Raw genomic sequence first — 18,880 nt, 5'->3', positions numbered from 1 at the left:
TCGGTCCTCTCGCGGGTGGTGGGGTTTCGGGTGCTTCGGGTGAGGTGGCTTCGGGTGAGGGGCTTCAGGGGTGGTGGACGGTCAGGGACGGCGCGGGGCCGGCGATCAGCGGCATCGCGTCGGGCGTCGCCCCGGCTCCGGTGAACACGGCCGCGGCGTCCTCGCCGGGGCCCGGCGGGGCGGGCAGGAACACCTGCGCGGCCGGCTCGTGGGGCCGGGCGAGGACGGACCAGAAGTCGTGCCGGGTCCATGTCCCGCTGTTGAGCGGGTCGTTGTCGGCGAAGGTGTACGGGGCGTACTGGCGGCCCGTCGGGTCGGGCTGGGTGAAGCGGCCCCAGTAGCCGTTGTACAGGTGGTGGTCGAGCACGTGGGCGCTGCGCAGCAGCTGGTAGGCGCCCCGGTAGCGGAACGGGTTGACGGCGGCGGCCGGACCGGACGCGGTGACGGCGCCGTGCGGCGTGTACCGGTACCGGGCGGCGAGCGCGCCCTCCTCGTCCAGCAGCGCCAGCACCGATCCCCGCTGGTCGGTGACGGCCCAGTAGTGCCGTCCGTCGGCCGTCTCCACGGCGAGGAGGGCGCCGTCGGGCGTGCGCACGAAGTCCGTGGGCACGCCGTCGTCGGTGACGCGCAGGACGCCCAGCGGGCTGTGCGTCAGCACGTGGGTGACGGTGTCGCCCTCGACGGTGGTCTCGGTGATCCGGCGGGGCGTCTCCTGCCCCAGCTCGTCGTAGGCGATGTCCACCACCTGCCGGCCGCCGAAGACCCCGGTCAGTGTCTGGTGGGTGGGGCTGTAGGTGAAGGAGCCGGTGGGGTTGGTCTCCTCGGTGAAGTTGCCGGCGCCGTCGTAGGCGAACTCCGTCCCGCCGAAGCGGGTGACCTGGCCGGCGGGGTTGAGGGTGAAGCGGACCTCGCCGAGGCGCACCAGGTGGTGTGCGGCGTCGTAGCCGTACTCGGTGCCCCCGGCGCGCGCCAGCCGCTTGAGCCCGTCGTAGGCGTAGCCGGTGAACTCGCCGTCGGCGACGGTGCACCGCAGCACGTCGCTGTCGGCGCCGCTGCCGGAGTCGTAGCCGTACTCCTCGCTCAGCACGGTGCGCCCGGACGCGTCGGAGACCGTGAGGCCGGTCCTGCGCCCCGCGCCGTCGTACCGGATCGTCTGGGACCCGCGCCCGAAGTCCACGCCGGTCAGGCGGCCGGCCGCGTCGTGGTGGAGCCGGGCGGTCCTGCCCGAGGGGGTGACGACGCTCTCCGGGCGGCCCGCCGCGTCCAGGACGTACCGGGTGGTGCCGCCGGGGGAGGTCACCGAGGTGAGGGAGCCCGCCGCGTCGTGGGTGGCGCCGATCTCCTCGCGCTCGTCGCCGGCCGTGCGCACCGCCGTCACGAGCCGGCTGCCGGCGGGGGTGGCCGTCCAGCGGAAGTCGTACGCCCAGCCGGGTCCCGTCTTGCGGACCACGCGGCCGAACGCGTCGCGGGCGAGGGTGAGCAGCGGCCGCCCGGAGTCCTCGTCGACGACCTCGGTCAGCCGGCCCGCCGCGTCGTGCCGGTAGCCGGTGCGCCTGCCGTTGCCGTCGGTCACGCCGGTGATCCGGGACAGCGCGTCGCGGTGGAACTCGGTGCGGCCGAGCGGCGCGGGCGGCGCCACCGCGGTCAGGTCGCCGTGCGCGTCGTGCTCGAAGGCGGTGCGGGCGCCGTTGCCGTCGGTGCGGGTGGCGATCCTGCCGTGCCCGGGGTGGTAGGTGCGGCTCTCCAGGGGGCCGTCCCGGTCGGGTGTCCTTGCCTCGGCGAGCCGGCCCCGGGCGTCGTACCGCAGCAGCAGTTCGTTGCCCGCCGGGTCACGCAGCACGGTGGGCAGCGCGGGGTGCGCCGGGTCGCCGTAGCCGACGTGCGAACGGCCGGAGGTCGGCAGGACGAGGCCGGTCGGGCGGCCCTGCTCGTCGTAGGTGCGGGTGAGGACGGCCCCGAGCGGGTCGACGTAGCTGACGGGGCGTCCGCCGTCGTCCCAGTCCTGGCGCGTCTCGTGGCCGAGCGGGCCGGTCAGTGCCACCGGCCTGCCGAGCGCGTCGAAGGTGTGCACGCTGTGTCCGGGACCTGGGCCGCGGACGGTGGTGCGGCCGTCGGCGTAGGCGAGCTCGATCCGCGCCGGGCGGTGCGGCCCGCTCCAGTCGATCTGCCCGACCGCGTGGCCGCCGTCGTAGGAGAAGCGCAGCGTCTCCCCGTCCGCCGTGAGCCGCACCAGCCGGCCCTCGGCGTCCCACCCGAAGTCGGTGACGGGTCCCGCCCGGTGGCGCGAGCGCACCAGGGTCCCCGCGGAGTCGTAGTGGTACGAGGCGACGTGCCGGCCGAGCGGGTCGGTCAGGCGGACGAGGCGCCCGTTGGCGTCGTCGCGGTGCAGCACGGTGCCCCGGCCCCGTGCGTCGACGAGCCGCACGGCCCGGTCGGTGCGCTCCTGCCGCACCCCCTGCCCGGCGGTGAAGGCCCAGCCCGGGCCGAACCCCTCCTCGCCGCGGCGCGGACCGCGGAACTCGCGCACCAGCCGCAGCGGGTGCTCTCCCGCGCCCACCACCAGGTCCAGCTGCCGTACCGTCAGCTCTCCCCCGGCCAGGTCGACGCCGATCTCGGTGAGGTCGCCGAGGGGGATCCGCAGCACGGTGGGGAGCCAGGCCGGCGGGGAGGGCCGGGGCGGGCGCAGAGCGGGCACGTCCTGGGTGACGGACACGGGCAGCTCCTCGTTCGGTCGCGGACGCCGGCGTCCCGGCACGCGGACGCCGTCGGCGGAGCACCAGGTTCGGGCGGGCCTCTAAAGCACGCCTAAGGCTCCCGCGGCCCTCGCGGGTGCGCCGCCCGCCACCGTCGTGAAGCTTGTGTTACACACCCGTCGGCCCGTCCGCGGCTCTTCTAGGCTGAGGCCCGGCCGTCGTCCGCGAGCGGCCGAGGGGAACGGCACGCAGGAGTCACGCACCACGGGGAAGGAACGTGAGGGATGAGCGTCGCCGCTGTGGAAACCGCCGAACCCGGCACCGTCCGTACCGAGGAACTGGACCGGTTGCTGCGCGCCGTGGACGCGGCCGCCGCGGGGGGAGGCCGCGCCGTCGAGCTGGCGGGCGACCCGGGAGCGGGCAAGACCCGGCTGCTCGCCGCCCTCGCGCACCGGGCCAGACGCAAGGGGCTGACGGTCCTGCGGGGCCACTGCACCGAGGCGGGGAGGACGGTCCGCTTCCACCCCTTCACGCAGGCCCTGACCGCCTGGCCCGCGCAGGACGGGCCCGGTGCGCGCCTCCCGCAGGCGGCGGCCCTCGTCCGGGCCCTGGCCGAGGACCCCTCCGCGGGCGGCACGGCCGACTTCACGCAGCGCTGCCTGCACTACACCGAGCTGCGTCACCGGATCGGCGCGTGCCTGTCCGGCGCGCCGGGGGGCCTGCTGCTGATGCTGGACGACTGCCACTGGGCCGACCCCGCCTCGGTGGCCCTGCTCGACATGCTGGTGCGCTGGCCCGTCGACGGGGGGCTCGCCCTCGTCGTCGCGCACCGGCCCCGGCAGTCGCCGGTGGAGCTGTCCGCCGTCCTGCGGCACGGTGCCGAGCAGGGCACGGCGGACGTCGTGGAGCTGCCCGCGCTGTCCTTGGAGCAGACCGGGCGGCTGCTGGGCGCGCCGGTCACCGCCCCCGCCACGGTCCGGCTGCACGAGGAGAGCCGGGGCGTCCCGCTCCACCTGGCGATGCTCGCGTCCGCGGATCGCGCGGACGACGCCCCGGAGGTCTTCGCCCGGGGCGGCTTCGCGGCCCGGCTGCTGGCCGAGACGACGCATCTGGAGGAGCCGGTGCGCACCGCGGCCGACGCGGCGGCCGTGCTGGGCGACGCCTTCGACGTCGACTCGGTGGCCGCGGTCGCCGGGCTGGACCGGGACCGGGCCTGCGCCGCGCTGGGGGAACTGCGCCGTCGCGACCTGGTGCGTCCCGCGGCCACCGGCCGGCTGACGTTCCGCCACCCGCTCCTGCGCGAGTGCCTGTACGCGGCGACGGACGCCTGCTGGCGGACCGGCGCCCACCGCCGGGCCCGGCGGTGGTACGCCGAGGCCGGCGCCTCGGCCACCGAACTCGCCCCGCACGTCGCCCGTTCCGGGAGCGTCCCGGAGCCGTCGGACCTGCGGGTGCTCGCCTCCGCGGCGCGGGCCGAGCTGCACCGGGGCCGGCCGGCCGACGCCGCGCGCTGGCTCACCGCGGCGATCCGCCTGCACCGCACCGCCCCGCGGGCGACGGGCGGGGCGCTCCTGGGGGCCGAGCTGTGGCGTCCGGTCGTCCAGGCGCTCACCGCGTCCGGGGACGCCGACGGGGTGCGGCTCCTGGTCCGTGAGCTGCTGGCGGCGCCCGCCCTCACCGGCCGGGCCGGCACACGGGACCGGGTGTCCGCGGTGGTCCTGCTGTCGGCGGTCCTGGCCTCGCTCGGCCTGGACGAGGAGGCGCGGTCCCTGATCGGCGCGGAGCTGGACTCGACGCCGGCGCCGGCCTCCGGCGCCCTGGCGCTGCTGCACGTCCAGCAGCGCGTGGTGAAGGTGCTGGCGGGCCGGGTGCCCGCGCGGGCCGACGCGGAGGCGCTGGTGCGGCAGACCGCGGAGGCCGACGCGATGACCGCGGCGGGCGCGCTGGTGCTGCGCGGCATGTGCGCGGTCCTCACCGGTGACACCCGCACCGCGGAGATGGCGCTCTACTCGGCCGGCCAGACGCTCGACGACCTCGACGACGGGCAGCCCGCCGACGAGCAGGAGTCGGTGTACCTGCTCATGCTGAGCTGGGCCGAGGCGCTGATGGGCTGGTACGGGCCGGCGTGCGGGCACGGCGAGCGTGCCCTGTCGGCCGTGCGGGAGCGCGGCGACGCGCATCTGCTTCCGCCGCTGCTCGACACCCTGGCCTACGTGCACCACCAGGCCGGTCACCTGGCGGACGCGCTGAGCACCGCCCAGGAGGGCCGGGCGGTGGCCGAGGCCGCCGGCCGCACCGACCACGTCGATCTGTCCGACGCGATCACGGCGGCCGCCTGGGCCCAGCTGGGACAGCCGCCGGCCGCGCCGCCCGCGCACCCGGCCGGCGGGGGGCCGGCGACGGCGCCGCGCACCCCGCTGAGCGCGCTGCTGATCGCCGAGTCGCTGCTCGCGGCGGGCGACGGGGCCGCCGCGCTGGCACTGCTGCTGCCCCGCCGGGAGGCCTGGCGGGTCTCCGAGCCGGTCGCCGTGCTCGCCGCGCGCGGGTACGAACTGCTGGCGGCCGCCGGGGCGCAGAGCGGCGTCGACGCCGCCGACGTCCAGGAATGGGCCGACCGCGCCGCCGAGGCGGCCTCGGCGGTGGGTCTTCCCGAGCAGCAGGGGCACGCCCTGCTGGCGAGCGGTCACGCGGCTGCGGCGCGCGGCATGCGGGAGGAGGCCGCTCGCTGCTACCGCGGCGCCCTCGAGCTGTTCGTCGTCAACAGCCCGTCGGGGGCGCGGGCGAAGGAGCTGGCACGCGCCGCGCACCGCGCGGCGGGCGGCCGGCCCGAGCAGGCGCTGACCGAACTCACCCTGCGGGAGCGGGAGGTGGCGGCCCTCGCCGGCGAGGGCCGCAAGTCCCGGGAGATAGCGGAGAAGTTGCGCGTGAGTCCTCGCACGGTGGACGCCCACCTGACCCGCATCTACAGCAAGCTGGGCGTCAACTCACGTGCGGAGCTGGCCCGGTTGCTGGCCCTGGCCGGATGAGCGGCCGGCCGGCGCCCCACCGGCGGGCGCCGGTGGGACCGTCCCCGGCAGCGTCCCCCGTACCAGTCGGGCGACGGCGTCCAGGTGTTCCGTGAGGAAGAAGTGACCACCCGCGAACACGCGCAGGCGGAACTCCCCCGACGTGCGGTGCCGCCACGCCCGGACCTCCTCGACGGACGCCTCGCCGTCCCGGTCACCGGCCAGGACCAGCACCGGGCAGCGCAGCGGGGGCCCGCCGCTGGGCGTGTACGCCGCCAGGGCCCGGTAGTCCCCGCGCAGCACGGGCAGCATCAGCTCCAGCATGTCCGGGTCGCGCAGCACCTCCGCGGCGGTGCCGCCCAGGGAGCGCACCTTGGCCACCAGCGCGGCGTCGTCCGACAGCCGGTCCTGTCCCGGCGCCGCGCAGGAGGGCGCCCGCCGCCCCGAGACGATCAGGGCGGACGGCTCGCCGTGCCCCCGCGCTGCGAGCCGCACCGCCACCTCGTACGCCAGCGAGGCGCCCATGCTGTGTCCCAGCAGGACCCTGGGCCGGTCGGCGCGGCCCAGGACCTCGGCGACGTGGTCGGCGAGCGTGTGCAGGTCGGCGGCCGGGGGCTCGCGGTGGCGGTCGTGGCGCCCCGGGTACTGCACGGCCGACACCCCGGCCTCCGGGGCGAGGACGGACGACAGCCGGTGCCAGTAGGCCGCCGAGCCCCCCGCGTGGGGGAAGCAGACGACTTCCGGGGCGGTGGCGTGGGCCGGGTGGAAGCGCCGCAGCCACAGGTCCCGCGGGTCGGCCGCCATCAGCTCGCCAGGGGCAGGTCGAGGACCCGGTCGGAGGTCAGGATCGCCTGGTGCAGCCGTCTGAGGGAGCGGCACGGCTCGAGGCCGAGTTCGGCCCGCAGCACCTGCTGCGCCTTGCGGTACACCCGCAGTGCCTCCGCCTGGCGCTCGGCGCGGTAGAGGACCAGCATCAGCTGCCGGTAGAAGGACTCGCGCAGCGGGTACTGCGCGATCAGCCCGTCGAGCAGGCTGATCACCTCCCGGTGCCGGCCGAGCGCGGTGCGTGCCTCGACGGACAGCTCCAGGCAGTCCAGCCGTTGCAGCAGCAGGAGCGCCAGTTCGAAGGCCTCCAGGGCGGCCTCGTGGCGGCCCGCGTCCAGGTGGTGGCGTCCGCCGCGCACGAGCTCCTGGAACTCGGCGACGTCGTAGGCGGCGCCGTCCAGGTGCAGCACGTAGCCGGACGGCTTGGTGCTGATGGCCCGGCCTTCCGCGTCCCCCGCGGACACGAGGAACTTGCGCAACTGGGACAGGTAGACGTGTACGGCCGCGGACGCCCGCCTCGGCGGACACGAGCCCCACAGCTCGGTGGCCAGCTGGTCCTTGGTGGTGACCCGGCCGGCCCCCAGGAGCAGCGTGGCCAGCGTCATCTCCATCTTGGGGGCGCTGAGGGAGAAGGTCTCCCCACCGTTCGTGACCCGGAGCGGGCCCAGCAACTCGTAGCGCATCGACACCTCGCGCGATAGCGGGAACAAGCTTTCGCTTCGATCTGCATCAACTCTGCAGTTCGCACAGGTGTCCACGCATCGGAGGAAGTACGTACGTAGGCCGGGCGACCGGCGTAACGCGCGCCGGAGCGGGACGGGGCCCGCTTTGGCCGCGCTTTGGGCGGGGGCGTCAGGGTCGCCGCATGCGTCTGCTGCTCGTCCGCCGTCTGGCCGCCCTGGGACAGGCCGTCATCCGCTTCGGGCTCCTGTGGAGCCCCCCGCCGCCTCCCGACCCACCCGGCGACGGACTCACCGGCCCGCCGCCCGGCCATCCCGAACGCCTCTGCGACGAGGCGCTGCCGCCCGAACTGGAACGGCTCCTCAGGGACGGCCTCGGCTGACCCGCGGCCCGGCAGGTCCTGTCACGCGGCGCGGTCGTCCGCCGCGGCCCGCGCCCCGGTGAACACCGGTCCCCCGCCGGTGGCCGCAGGACCGGGCTCGTCGCGGTCGAGACCGAGGATCCGCTGCAGCGTCACGATGTCGGCGGACGCGGCCAGGGCGTGGGCGGCCCGCACCGCCAGGGCGCCGGGGCCCGTGATCGGTCGTACCTCCGAGGTGCGCATGGGAAGCCCTTCGTCGAGGGGACGGAACCGGCTGTCCGGAACGGGCATCAGGATCGCCCCCTCCCCCGCAGACCCCCTCGAGCCTCCCTCGAAGCGGCGTGACCTCCTCGCGGCGGCCGTCCTGCGGCAGGAGGACGGCGCCCTGGGGCGGTCAGCCGCCGGTGGAGGGAGCGCGCCGCAACCGGGCGAGGCCGAACCAGGCCCCGCCCAGCACGACCAGGGCGAGGGGCAGCGCTCCGGGCTCGCCCTCCGTGACGATCATCAACGTCATCAGCGCGAACCCGATCAGGGTGATCGCCACCGGTACCGCCGTCCTCATGCCGCCGCCTCTCCCGTCGACCCGTCGGGTATCGAATATCGACGGGTACCTATCGTTTGTCAATAGACGCGAGTGGTGTGCGCAGGGTCTCAGCCCACCGCGTCGAGGAGCTGTGGCCCGTTGCTGCGCGTGTTGTTGACGGCCGTGGAGACGGGCCGGGCGTCGAGGTCGCCGTCCGCGGGCCGGGTGAGCAGGGCGCGGAGGTGGTCAGGGTCCTCGTGGCGCGGGTCGAGCCAGTCCTCGTAGTGGTCGGCGGCCAGCGCGAGCGGCATGCGGGGATGGACGCGGCCGGCCTCGTCGGTGGCCTCGGTCGTGATGACGGTGCAGGTCAGCAGCCAGGCGGCGGGGTCGTCACCGTCCTTGACCTCCGGGTTCCGCCAGTACTCGTAGAGGCCGGCCAGGGCCATGACCTCGCCGTCGGCGGGGTGGATGAAGTACGGCTGCTTGCGCACCTTGCCGGTGGCCTCGTCCTTCACCTGCTCCCACTCATAGAAGCCGTCCGCCGGCAGCAGGCAGCGGCGGCGGGCGAAGGCGCGGCGGAAGGCCGGCTTGTCGTGCACCGTCTCCACCCGCGCGTTGATCAGCCGGGAGCCGATCTTCGGGTCCTTCGCCCAGGAGGGCACCAGGCCCCAGCGCGGTGTCCGCAGTTCCCTGCGCACCGGCGCGCCTTCGCCCTCCCCCCGCGGGGCACGGTCGAGGACGGCGTAGACCGCGTCCGTGGGGGCGACGTTCCAGTTCTGTTCCAGAGTCTCCTCGGGGCGCCATTCCACCACGTCGAAGATCCGGGTCAGTTCCTGAGGACTACGGGTGGAGACGTAACGGCCGCACATGCCTCCACTGTGGCACGGACCGCGCGCGCGACCGTGGCGACCTTCCCGCGGCGCAGGAGTTCGTCGTCGCCCGCCGTGACCAGCCAGCCGGCGTGCGCGGTGAGGGTGCGCACGCCGGAGGTTTCGGCGAGGGACGTCCAGTGCGGGTCGGTGGGCAGGCGGCCGAGCAGTTCGCCGTCGGCGTCGAGGGCGAACAGCCTGCCGTTGGCCGCGGTGAGGCCGCGCAGGGCCCGCTCCCCGGGGGCGGTGGTGTCGCGCTCCCAGTCGCCCGGCGAGGTGAAGGAACTCCGCCACAGGTCGCCGGACGCCGTCAGGAGGTGGAAGGCGCAGTCGGCGACCGCGAGGCCGACCGCGTCCCGCGGGGCGGGGCACAGATCGAGCCAGCCGTCGCGCTCGCGCCGGAGCAGTCTGCCGTCGGCGGTGACGCCGTGGAGGCCGCAGCCCACCTGGCCCGCCGCCTCGCGGGGTGCGGCCAGCGCCACCACTCCCCCGCCCGGGCCGACCGGCTGCCAGGGCAGGTTCTGGCCGCACAGTTCGCGGCCGAGCAGCCGGTCGTCGGGGCCGATGCCGTACAGGGTGCGGCCGTGGACCGTGAGGGCCCGCAGCCCGGCGGCGTCGCCGATGACCTCCCACTCGGGGAGGGCGGTGGAGAGCCGGTCCAGGACGTTGCGGGTGATCCGGTCCACCACGGGGTCGTCGAGGGCGTGGCCCCAGTTGACGGTGGCGGCGTTGAAGACCGTGCCGGCTCCGCTGGTGAAGACGCCCATGGTGGCCGCCCCGCCCTGGCCGTGGGAGCTCCAGTGCCGCAGGTCGGCGGTGGCCAGCACCACGAAGGTGGGCGGCGTGCCGTCGTGGCAGGTGACCCGGGGGACGCCGTGGACCTCCCGGTACTCGGCGGCGTCGGTCTCGTAGCCGAGGCAGCCCTGGCCGAACTTGTCGCCGTCGCCGAGCCCGGTCCCTTCGAAGACCCAGTGCCCGGCGAAGCGCGCGGTGTACGACTCCTCCAGCATCCGCGCCATGTGCGGGCCCCAGATGCCCGCGCCGGCGCGGAAACTGAGGCCGGTCAGGCCGTTCTCGGGCCTCCCGGCGGCGGACCACTCGACGGTCGCCAGGGCGGGGTCGGCGCACGGGTCGTCGAGGGCGTCGCGGTGGCACACCATGGTGCGCCCCGCGTCCTCCAGCCGGATCTGCCACCAGGCGGTGTTGCCGGAGAAGAAGGCGGCGTTGCCGCCCTGCCGGACGAACTCCTCGACGTTGTCGCGCATCTGGGCCGACCAGTACTCGTCGTGCCCGTTGACGACCAGCAGCCGGTGCCCGGTGAGCAGGTCGCGGCCGTCGTGGAGGTCGAGGTTGGAGCAGTAGGCGACCTGGTAGCCGGCCGGCCGCAGCCAGCGCAGCAGGCCCTCCTCCCACCGCTCGGGCGGGGGGCCTCCGCCGGGGCGGTCGAAGCTCACCCTGCGGGCGCGGGTGGGCGACTCCGTCCAGTAGAGGCCCTCCCCGGGTTGCCCGGCGCGGTTGTACGCCTGCCAGGTGGTGAACGGAACGCTGACCAGGATCGGGGCGGTGGGGACGGCCTCCCGGACGACGAACCACACCTCGTGGTCCGCGGGGGCGGCCGTGCCGGGCAGTTCCCGGGGGCGGTCCTCGTCGGGTGCGTCGCCGAAGCGGGCGCGGTAGAGGGAGCTGGGCCAGTCCTCGGGGATCTCCAGCTCCCACCAGGGGCCGGCGGCACGGCCCCGCAGGACGGCACGTCCGTCGGTGGTGTCGGTGACCGTCACCGGCACCGCCCCGGGCGCCTCCAGCCGGAACCTGAGCGTCGCGCCCTGCGGGCAGGAGGTGGCGGTCGCCCAGGCGGTGACCGTCATGCGCCGGCCTCGGCCACGAGCAGGGACTCCAGGTCGAGCAGGAACCGCTCCATGCGCCGGCGCGGCAGGAAGTGGGTGTCGGCGGTGAGGGAGACCTCCAGGTCGCCGCCGACGTGCACGCAGAAGCGGCAGTTGAGCCGGTCCTGGCTGAGCGGCCAGGACAGGGTGGTGGCCGGGAGGGCGGCCCGGATCTCCCGCGGGGTGCGGGGCGCCGGGCCGGGTTCGGCGAAGCGCTGGTCGTTGAAGCAGCACAGGGGCTGCACCCAGTCGCCGCGTGCCCGGTCCAGCGGATCGTGGAAGGCGCTGCGGTAGGCCCGCAGGGAGGCGGAACCGGCGGCGGCAAGCAGGTCGTCCAGGCCGCGGTCGGCCCCGTCGAGGACGAAGACGCCCTCCTGGGACACCATGCTGACCATCCGTGCGGTGTCCTGCCGGAAGCGGTTGTGGACGATCGGCAGCACCACGCTCCGGTCCTTCCCGGTGCACCGGTTGACCAGCGCGGCGGTGGCGGTGAGCAGCACGGTGGAGGTGGAGGTGTGGTGGCGGGCGGCGACGGCCCGTGCGGCCAGGCCGAGCGCCGGGGAGGACAGCTGGGCGCGCCAGACCCGTGGACGGTCGGCGCGGTCGGCCTCCGGCACGTCCCGGTCGAACATCACCTGGTGGGGCACGGCCTCCCACACGGCGGCGGCCCGCCGGGCGACCCGGCGGCCCTCGGGCCCCGCCTGCCAGCGGGCGAGGTCGAGCGGGCTGGCCGCGGCGGGCCGTCCCGCGGCGGCGCCCCGCAGCAGCAGCATGCGCAGGTCGCGGACGGCGACGTCCGCGCCGAGCCCGTCGGCCGCGAGGTGGCAGAAGACGAGCACGACGTGGGTGACCCGGGGCCCGTCGGTGACCAGGGCGACCCGCAGCGGCCATTCGTCCTCGTAGTCGAAGCGGGTGGAGCACAGCCGCGTGAGCAGTTCCTCCGGGTCGTCGGTGGACAGCAGCACCGGCAGCTTCCCGCCTTCCTCGAGCCGCTGGCGCGGGAGGCCGCCGTCTGCGGGCAGGTCGAGCCGGGTGCGCAGCGAGTCGTGGGTGCCGAGCAGCGCGGCGAGCGCGGCGGTCGTCTCGTCGAGGGAGCGGACGCCGGGGACCTTGAGGACGCGCCCGAAGTTGAAGTAGTGGTCGTCGGGCGCGGTTCGTTCGATGGCGTCCCAGATCGCCAGCTGGCCCCAGGTGAGGGGGCCGGTGCCGCCGGACCGCCCGGCGAAGGGGACGATCACCGGTGCTCCAGGTGGTCGGCGAGTGCGCCGAGGTCGTCCAGCATCGTCCAGTCCCGCTCGCCGAGGTCGAGTTCGACGCCGAACTCGGACTCCACCGCGTCGATCAGCCGCATCCTGGACAGTGAGGTGAGTCCGAGCACGGAGAGCGGGACGCCCGCGTCGCGGGCCCGCTCGGCGGGGATGTCGCCGTCCGACGCCTCGGCGACGAGTTCCGCGAGCCGTTGCGTGATCTCGTCTCTGGTCATGTGCTTCCTTCCTCGACGGTCTGGTGCGGTGGTGCGATGTCCGTGCGTCCCGGTCGGGTGTCCGTGCGTCCCGGCCGGGTGTCCGTGCGGGCCGGCCGGTTCCCTGGTCCGGTCAGGACGGCTCCTGGGCGAGCAGCAGGGCGGCCTCCTCGTCGGTGAGCTGCTCGATCTCGGCGAGCAGCCGGTCCTCCAGCGCCCGGGCGACGCCTTCGACGGTGCCCTGGTCGAAGAGGGTGCGGATCGGCAGGTCGACGTCGGTGGCGGCGCGCAGCCGGGCGATCACCCGGACGGCGAGCAGGGAGTGGCCGCCGAGGGCGAAGAAGTCGTCCAGCGCGCCGATGCGGGGGGTGTCGAGGACTTCGGCGTAGACGTCGGCCACCAGCAGTTCGGCGTCGGTGCGCGGGGCGGTCCACTCCCGGGTGCGGACCGGCTCGGGGAGCGCGGCCCGGTCGAGCTTGCCGCTGGGGGTGAGCGGCAGCGCGTCCAGCTCCACCCAGGCGGCGGGCACCAGGTGCGGGGGGAGGACGGCGCGCAGCTCGTCCGGGAGCGTCCCCGGGTCGCCGACGGTGTAGCCGACCAGGGTCTGTCCGTGGACGGCGACGGCGCCGCGGCCGCCGAGGTGGGCCTCGATCTCGCCGGGTTCGATCCGGAAGCCGCGCAGTTTGACCTGGTCGTCGAGGCGGCCGAGGAATTCCAGGCGGCCGTCGGGCCGCAGCCGGGCGCGGTCGCCGGTGCGGTAGTGACGCTCGCCGTCGAGCAGCGGGAAGCGTTCGGTGGTGAGTTCGGGCCGGCCGAGGTAGCCGTCGGCGAGGCCGGCGCCGCCGACGCACAGTTCGCCGGGCGCGCCGGGCGGCACCTGCTCGCCGTGCGGGCCGAGCAGGAGGACGCGGGCGCCGCCGACGGGGCGTCCGATGGGGGGCTGCCCTTCGGTGGGCTCGCCGGTGAGTTCGTCGGCGGTGCAGATGACGGTGGCCTCGGTGGGGCCGTAGGTGTTGACGAGGCGGACGCGGTCGCCGAACCGTTCGCGCCAGCGGGCGACGGCGCTGCCGTGGACCTGTTCGCCGCCGAGGATCACCAGGCGCAGGGTGTCCGGCCAGGGGATGTCGTCGATCACCTCGACCAGGTGGTGCCAGTAGGCGGTCGGCAGGTCGAGGACGGTGACGCCGTCGAGGTGTTCGGGCAGGGTGACGGCGCCCTCGGGGAGCAGATCGACGCGCGCGCCGGAGGCGAGCGCGGGGAAGATCTCCTCGACGTGGGTGTCGAAGCTGAGCGCGGCGAACTGCACGACGCGGTCCTCGGGCCCGAGTCCGTAGGCCTCCCGCATCCAGGCGACGCGGGCGGCGAGCGCGGCGTGGCCGACCACGACGCCCTTGGGGACGCCGGTGGAGCCGGAGGTGTAGATGACGTAGGCGGCGTCGGTCGCGGTGGCGCCGGGCAGCGGCCGGGGCCCGTCGGGGGTGAGGACGACGCGGGCTCCGCTGTCCTCGGCCATGTGGGTGAGGCGCTGCTCGGGGTAGTCCGGGTCGAGGGGGAGGTAGGCGCTGCCGGCGCGCCAGGCGGCGAGCATCGCGGCGACGGCGTCGGGGTGCCGGCCGAGGCGGATGCCGACCACCGCGCCCCGGGGCAGCGCGGCGGCGAGTTCGGCGGCGCGGGCGTCGAGCTGGGCGTAGGTCAGGGTGAGCTCCCCGCACGCGACGGCCACCCGGTCGGGGTGCTCGCGCACGGCGAGGGCGAGGAGTTCGGGGACGGTGGGGAGGGCCTCCGCGAGGGGCGGGCCCTCGAGGACCGCGGTGTCCCGGGGAGTGAGCAGCGGGAGGGCGGACAGCGGGGTGGCCTCGTTCTCCGGCAGGGCGCGCAGGAGTTGTCCGAACCGTTCGGCGAGCCGGGTCATGGTGGCTTCCTCGAACAGTCCCGCGTCGTACACGAGGGTGACGACGAGTTCCCGGTCGTCGTGCCAGGCCTCCATCATCAGTTCGAACTTGGCCTGCTGGAAGCCGTGGTCGAAGGGGGTGCTGCGCAGTCCGGCGAAGGCGTCGGCGGGGCGGTGGGTCTGCTGGTTGTGCAGGATCGCCATGGTCTGGAACAGCGGCGTGCTCGACAGGTCGCGCTCGACCCGCAGTTCGGCGACCAGTTGCTCGAACGGGACGTCCTGGTGGGCGAAGGCGGAGAGGACGTCGGCGCGGGTGCGGCGCAGCAGTTCGGCGACGTCGGGGTCCTCGGAGAGGTCGCCGCGCAGCACGAGGACGTCGGTGAGGTAGCCGACGACGTCCTCCAGTTCGAGGCGTTCGCGGCCGGCGGTGGCGGTGCCGACGAGGATGTCGTGGTGGCCGGTGTGCCGGGCGAGCAGGGTCTGGTAGGCGGCGAGCAGCACCATGAACAGGGTGCAGCCGTGGGCGCGGCCGAGCCGGGTGAGGGCGTCGGTCTCGCGGGCGTCGAGGCGGACCGGCACCAGGGCGCCGCGGCGGGCCGGCACGGGGGTGCGCGGGTGGTCGACGGGCAGGTCGAGGGGTGTGGGGTCGGCGAGGTGCTCGCGCCAGTGGGCGAGTGCCGCGGTGGTGTCGCGTTCGCGCCGCCAGGCGGCGACGTCGCCGAACTGCAGGGCGACGTCCGGCAGGGGGCGTCCCGAGTAGAGCGCGGCGAGTTCGTCGTGGAGCAGGTCGAGCGACCAGCCGTCGCCGAGGATGTGGTGCAGGACCAGGCACAGGACGTGGTCGTCCGGGGCGACGCGGATCAGCGCGGCGCGCAGCGGCGGTGCGGCGGCGAGGTCGAACGGCGCGTTGGTGCGGGCCGCCACCGCCTCCAGGGCCTCCCGCTCGTCGGCGGCGGCGAGTTCCTCCAGGGGGACGGGCCCGGCCGGTTCGACGACCGCGGCCGGCGCCCCGTCGACCTCGGGGAAGCGGGTGCGCAGGATGTCGTGCCGTGCGGTGAGCGCGTCGAGGGCCCGGCGGAGGGCGCCGGTGTCGAGGGGGCCGTGCAACCGGTGGACGATCCACATGTTGTAGGCGGCGTCGTGCGGGTCGAGCCGGTGGAGGAACCACAGCCGCTCCTGGCTGTGGGAGAGCGGGGCCGGGCTTCCGGCGGGCCGGGGCCTCGGGCCCGGGTCGGTGTCGGCGCCGGGCCGGGCGGTGTCGAGCAGCGCGGCGAGCGAGGCCACGGTGGGTCGGCGGAACAGTTCGCTGACGGCGACCTGGACGCCGGTGCGTGCGGTGAGGCGGGCGGTGACCATGGCGGCGCGCAGCGAGTGTCCGCCGACGGCGAAGAAGTCGTCGTCCGCCCGGACGTCCTCCACCTCCAGGATCTCGCCGAAGACGGCGGCGACCAGCTTCTCGTTCCCGCTCTCCGGCGCCCTGCCGGTGGCCTCGCGTCCGGCGGCGGACGGGTAGGGCAGGGCCTTGCGGTCGACCTTGCCGTTGGGGGTGAGCGGAAGTTCCGTCAGGGGGACCCAGCGGGTCGGGACCATGTAGCCGGGCAGCCGGTCGGCGAGGTGGTCGCGCAGCCGCGCGGCGAGCAGGCCGGCGTCCTCCTCGGAGGCCGCGCCGGCGGGCACGTGGAAGGCGACCAGTTGCTCGTCGGCGACGCCGACCACCGCCTGCCGCACCTCGGGGTGGGTCTCCAGCACGGTGGCGATCTCGCCGAGTTCGATGCGGTGGCCGCGCAGTTTGACCTGGTCGTCGGTGCGTCCGAGGAACTCCAGCGTCCCGTCGGCGAGGCGGCGGACCAGGTCGCCCGTGCGGTAGACCCGTTCGCCGTCGAGGTCGGTGAAGCGCCGGGCGGTGAGGTCGGGGCGGCCGAGGTAGCCGTCGGCGACCCCGGCGCCGCCGATCAGCAGTTCCCCGGGGACGCCGACGGGCGCCGGGGCGCCCGCCTCGTCGACGACGTGGCAGGTGGTGTTGGCGAGGGGGGCGCCGATGCTCACCCGCTCGGGGTGGGGCGGCACCTCCCAGGCGGTGGACCAGATGGTGGTCTCGGTCGGCCCGTACATGTTGACCAGTCGGCGCACCCGGGAGCGGAGTTCCGCGGCCAGCCGCGGCGGCAGCGGTTCGCCGCCGGTGAGCGCGGTGACCGGGGGGAGGTCGCCGGTGAGCAGCACCCGCCAGCCGGAGGGGGTGGCCTGGACGTGGGTGACCTGTTCGGCGTGGAGCAGGCGGCTCAGGGCGGCGCCGTCGCGGGCGGTGTCGGCGTCGGCGACGACGACCCGGCCGCCGGTGACCAGCGGCAGGTGGAGCTCGAGGGCGCTGATGTCGAAGGAGAGGGAGGTCAGGGCCAGCCAGCGGTCCTCGGGCGTGGAGCCGACCAGGGTGCGCAGCGCGAGCAGGAAGTTGGTCAGGGCCCGGTGCGGGACGACGACGCCCTTGGGGTTGCCGGTGGAGCCGGACGTGTAGAGGACGTACGCGGTGTCGGAGGGCGCGGGCCGCAGGGCGCGGGCCGGGTCGGCGGCCGCCGACGGGTCGAGGACGTGGTCGAGGTCGGCGTCGTCGAGGACGAGGACGGCGCCGCAGTCCTCGGTGACGTGGGCGACGCGGGACGCGGGGTAGTCGGGGTCGACGGGTACGTACGCGGCGCCGGCCATCACCACGCCGAGCAGCGCAACGACCATCTCCGCCCGGCGGGAGCTCCGCACGGCGACCCGCGCGCCGGGGCCCACCCCGCGCTCGCCCAGGCGCACGGCGAGTCCGGCGGCCGCGCCGGCCAGCTGCCGGTAGGTCACCCTGGTCGTCCCGGCGACGACGGCGATCGCGTCGGGCGTGGCCCGTGCCTGGTCCAGCACCAGGTCGACGAGCGTGTGCCGCGGGAGGTCGACGGCGGTGTCGTTCCAGGCCCGGAGGAGGGCGCGCTCCTCGGGGGGAAGCAGGGCGAGGCGGGAGACCGGTTGCTGCGGGTCGGCGACGACGGAGGTGAGCAGCTGCCGGTAGCGGTCGCAGATCCGCAGGGCGGTCGCGTCGTCGAACAGCTCGCTGCTGTGGATCAGGTAGGCCTTCAGCGAGCCGTCGGGCTCCTCGAAGAGGTCCAGGGAGAGGTCGCAGCGGGCGGGGTGCCAGCCGAGCGGAAAGGGTTCGGCCTCCAGGCCGGGCAGCGGGTCGGTGGCGTCCCCCTCGCTGTGCAGGGCGAACATCGCCTGGTACAGCGGCGTCCGGCTGAGGTCGCGGTCCCGCACGAGCGCGCCGACCAGCCGCTCGAACGGGGCGTCGGGGTGCGAGAGCGCGCCGAGCACGGTCCTGCGGGTGGCGCGCAGCAGGTCGGCGAAGGCGGGGTCGCCGGTGAGGTCGCAGCGCAGCACCAGGCTGGTCGACAGGAACCCGACGACCCGCTCGAGTTCGGGACGTCCGCGGCCGGCGGCGGGCGTGCCGACGCAGAAGTCCCGCTGTCCGCTGTGCCGGGCGAGCAGCACCTGGTAGGCGGCGAGCAGCACCATGTACGGGGTGCAGCGGGCCCGCCTGGCCACCTCGCGGACAGCGGCGGCCAGTTCGGCGGAGATCCTGAACGCGCTCTGGCCGCCCGCCGGTCCGCGTTCGGCGGGACGCGGCCGGTCGGTCGGCAGGTCCAGGTCGGGTGCGCCGGAGAGCTGATCGACCCACCAGCCGAGGTCGGCGGGCTCCCGTCGCGCGGCGGCGAGTTCGCTGTACTGGAGCGGCGGGGGCGGCAGCTCCCGGCCGGCGTAGTGGGCCGCGACCTCGTCCCACAGGACGTTGAACGACCAGCTGTCGCCGTTGATGTGGTGCAGCACGGCGCACAGGACGTGGTCGTCGGGCGCCAGCCGCACGAGGGTCACCTGGAACGGCGGCTTCGCCGCGAGGTCGAACCGCGTGTTGGTCCGGTCGGCGACGATCCGCCCGGCCTCCTCGACGGAGGCGGCGTCGACCAGCTCGACCACGACCGGGGCCGGGTCCTCCACGACCGCCGTCGGCACGCCGTCCGACTCGGTGAAGCGGGTGCGCAGGGCGTCGTGCCGTTCCACGACCGCGGTGAGGGCCTTCTCCAGGGCCGCCACGTCCGGTCTGCCGCGCAGCCGGAAGGCGTACGACAGGTTGTTGGACGGGTCGTCCGGGTCGAACCGGTGGAGGAACCACAGGCGCTGCTGGCCGATCGAGAGCGGTCCGGTCTTCACTCGTTGCTTCTCCGGGTTCGGGGGGCGGCCTGGGTGAGGCAGGGAGCGGCCCGGTGGCGTGCGGTCCGGCGGCGGGCCGTCCCCTGACGTGGTGTCCGGCGGCCGAGCGGGTCCGGTCCGGGCGGCGGGCCGGCCCCGGCCCGCGGGCTGCCGGGCCCCCGTGAGCCCTGAGTCATGTCGGCTGCGTCCCACCCGTCCACGGACGCGCCGAAAACCGGCCGTCCAGATTTCGCCACTCGTGTGGGGGGAGGAGTGGGCTTGGATTCGCGCCACTATGAACAGTCGCCGGTGCGGCAGTCAAGGGCTGTCCGCAACGGTCACGGAGGAGGCTGTTCCACCCCTCCCGCGTTCACCGAGGGTGACGTGGCATCGGGACGTTTCGACCGCCTGAATAGTCAAATGCCTTGCGAAAACTGAGGGTTGACGTTCCCCCAGCACGCTGACAGGCTGC

At 75.4% G+C, this 18,880-nt stretch carries 12 protein-coding genes; 2 read left to right on the top strand and 10 right to left on the bottom strand.

Annotation, left to right across the window (positions count from 1 at the left end):
• Positions 1-64: 64 nt before the first annotated feature.
• Positions 65-2,713: a DUF6531 domain-containing protein gene (locus Sfr03f_RS07880; RefSeq protein WP_245967446.1), complete on the bottom strand. Its 2,649-nt coding sequence runs from the start codon at positions 2,711-2,713 to the stop codon at positions 65-67.
• A gap of 264 nt (positions 2,714-2,977) precedes the next feature.
• Here Sfr03f_RS07880 and Sfr03f_RS07875 point away from each other — a divergent pair, with 264 nt between their 5' ends.
• Positions 2,978-5,719 (top strand): helix-turn-helix transcriptional regulator, encoded by a 2,742-nt coding sequence (locus Sfr03f_RS07875; protein ID WP_108952930.1) that lies wholly within the window; start codon positions 2,978-2,980, stop codon positions 5,717-5,719.
• On the opposite strand, the gene Sfr03f_RS07870 is transcribed toward Sfr03f_RS07875, so the two are convergent.
• Together Sfr03f_RS07870 and Sfr03f_RS07865 are read right to left on the bottom strand one after the other, a co-directional pair.
• Positions 5,678-6,502, bottom strand: coding sequence for a thioesterase II family protein (locus Sfr03f_RS07870; protein WP_108952929.1), 825 nt, complete (start codon positions 6,500-6,502; stop codon positions 5,678-5,680). The genes Sfr03f_RS07875 and Sfr03f_RS07870 overlap by 42 nt on opposite strands.
• Positions 6,502-7,233: an AfsR/SARP family transcriptional regulator gene (locus tag Sfr03f_RS07865; protein ID WP_245967445.1), complete on the bottom strand. Its 732-nt coding sequence runs from the start codon at positions 7,231-7,233 to the stop codon at positions 6,502-6,504. The genes Sfr03f_RS07870 and Sfr03f_RS07865 overlap by 1 nt, the downstream gene beginning before the upstream one ends.
• A 155-nt stretch (positions 7,234-7,388) precedes the next feature.
• Here Sfr03f_RS07865 and Sfr03f_RS07860 point away from each other — a divergent pair, with 155 nt between their 5' ends.
• Positions 7,389-7,586: a DUF6059 family protein gene (locus tag Sfr03f_RS07860; RefSeq protein ID WP_108952927.1), complete on the top strand. Its 198-nt coding sequence runs from the start codon at positions 7,389-7,391 to the stop codon at positions 7,584-7,586.
• Between the two features lie 21 nt (positions 7,587-7,607).
• Here the strand turns inward: Sfr03f_RS07860 and Sfr03f_RS07855 are convergent, their stop codons facing one another.
• The 7 genes from Sfr03f_RS07855 to Sfr03f_RS07830 form a co-directional block, all read right to left on the bottom strand.
• The gene (locus tag Sfr03f_RS07855) at positions 7,608-7,808 is read right to left on the bottom strand and encodes a hypothetical protein (RefSeq protein WP_108952926.1); all 201 of its coding nucleotides are present in this window, start codon (positions 7,806-7,808) and stop codon (positions 7,608-7,610) included.
• A 151-nt stretch (positions 7,809-7,959) separates the two neighbouring features.
• Positions 7,960-8,127 (bottom strand): hypothetical protein, encoded by a 168-nt coding sequence (locus Sfr03f_RS30195; protein ID WP_159105588.1) that lies wholly within the window; start codon positions 8,125-8,127, stop codon positions 7,960-7,962.
• Between the two features lie 89 nt (positions 8,128-8,216).
• Entirely contained in the window at positions 8,217-8,957 is a 741-nt protein-coding gene (locus tag Sfr03f_RS07850) for an SOS response-associated peptidase (protein ID WP_108952925.1), read from the bottom strand.
• Positions 8,915-10,822, bottom strand: a complete 1,908-nt coding sequence (locus tag Sfr03f_RS07845) for a N,N-dimethylformamidase beta subunit family domain-containing protein (RefSeq protein WP_174721544.1) — start codon at positions 10,820-10,822, stop codon at positions 8,915-8,917. The genes Sfr03f_RS07850 and Sfr03f_RS07845 overlap by 43 nt, the downstream gene beginning before the upstream one ends.
• Positions 10,819-12,078, bottom strand: a complete 1,260-nt coding sequence (locus Sfr03f_RS07840) for a condensation domain-containing protein (RefSeq protein WP_108952924.1) — start codon at positions 12,076-12,078, stop codon at positions 10,819-10,821. Before Sfr03f_RS07840 ends, Sfr03f_RS07845 begins: the two co-directional genes overlap by 4 nt.
• Positions 12,075-12,323, bottom strand: coding sequence for an acyl carrier protein (locus Sfr03f_RS07835; protein WP_108952923.1), 249 nt, complete (start codon positions 12,321-12,323; stop codon positions 12,075-12,077). The genes Sfr03f_RS07840 and Sfr03f_RS07835 overlap by 4 nt, the downstream gene beginning before the upstream one ends.
• 112 nt (positions 12,324-12,435) lie before the next feature.
• Complete coding sequence (locus Sfr03f_RS07830; protein ID WP_159105587.1) at positions 12,436-18,429, bottom strand: non-ribosomal peptide synthetase; 5,994 nt, start codon at positions 18,427-18,429, stop codon at positions 12,436-12,438.
• Positions 18,430-18,880 lie beyond the last annotated feature (451 nt).

The organism is Streptomyces fragilis, from assembly GCF_003112515.1.
GTDB classification, from domain to species: Bacteria; Actinomycetota; Actinomycetes; order Streptomycetales; family Streptomycetaceae; genus Streptomyces; species Streptomyces fragilis.
This window is presented reverse-complemented; position numbering and strand designations above follow the sequence as displayed.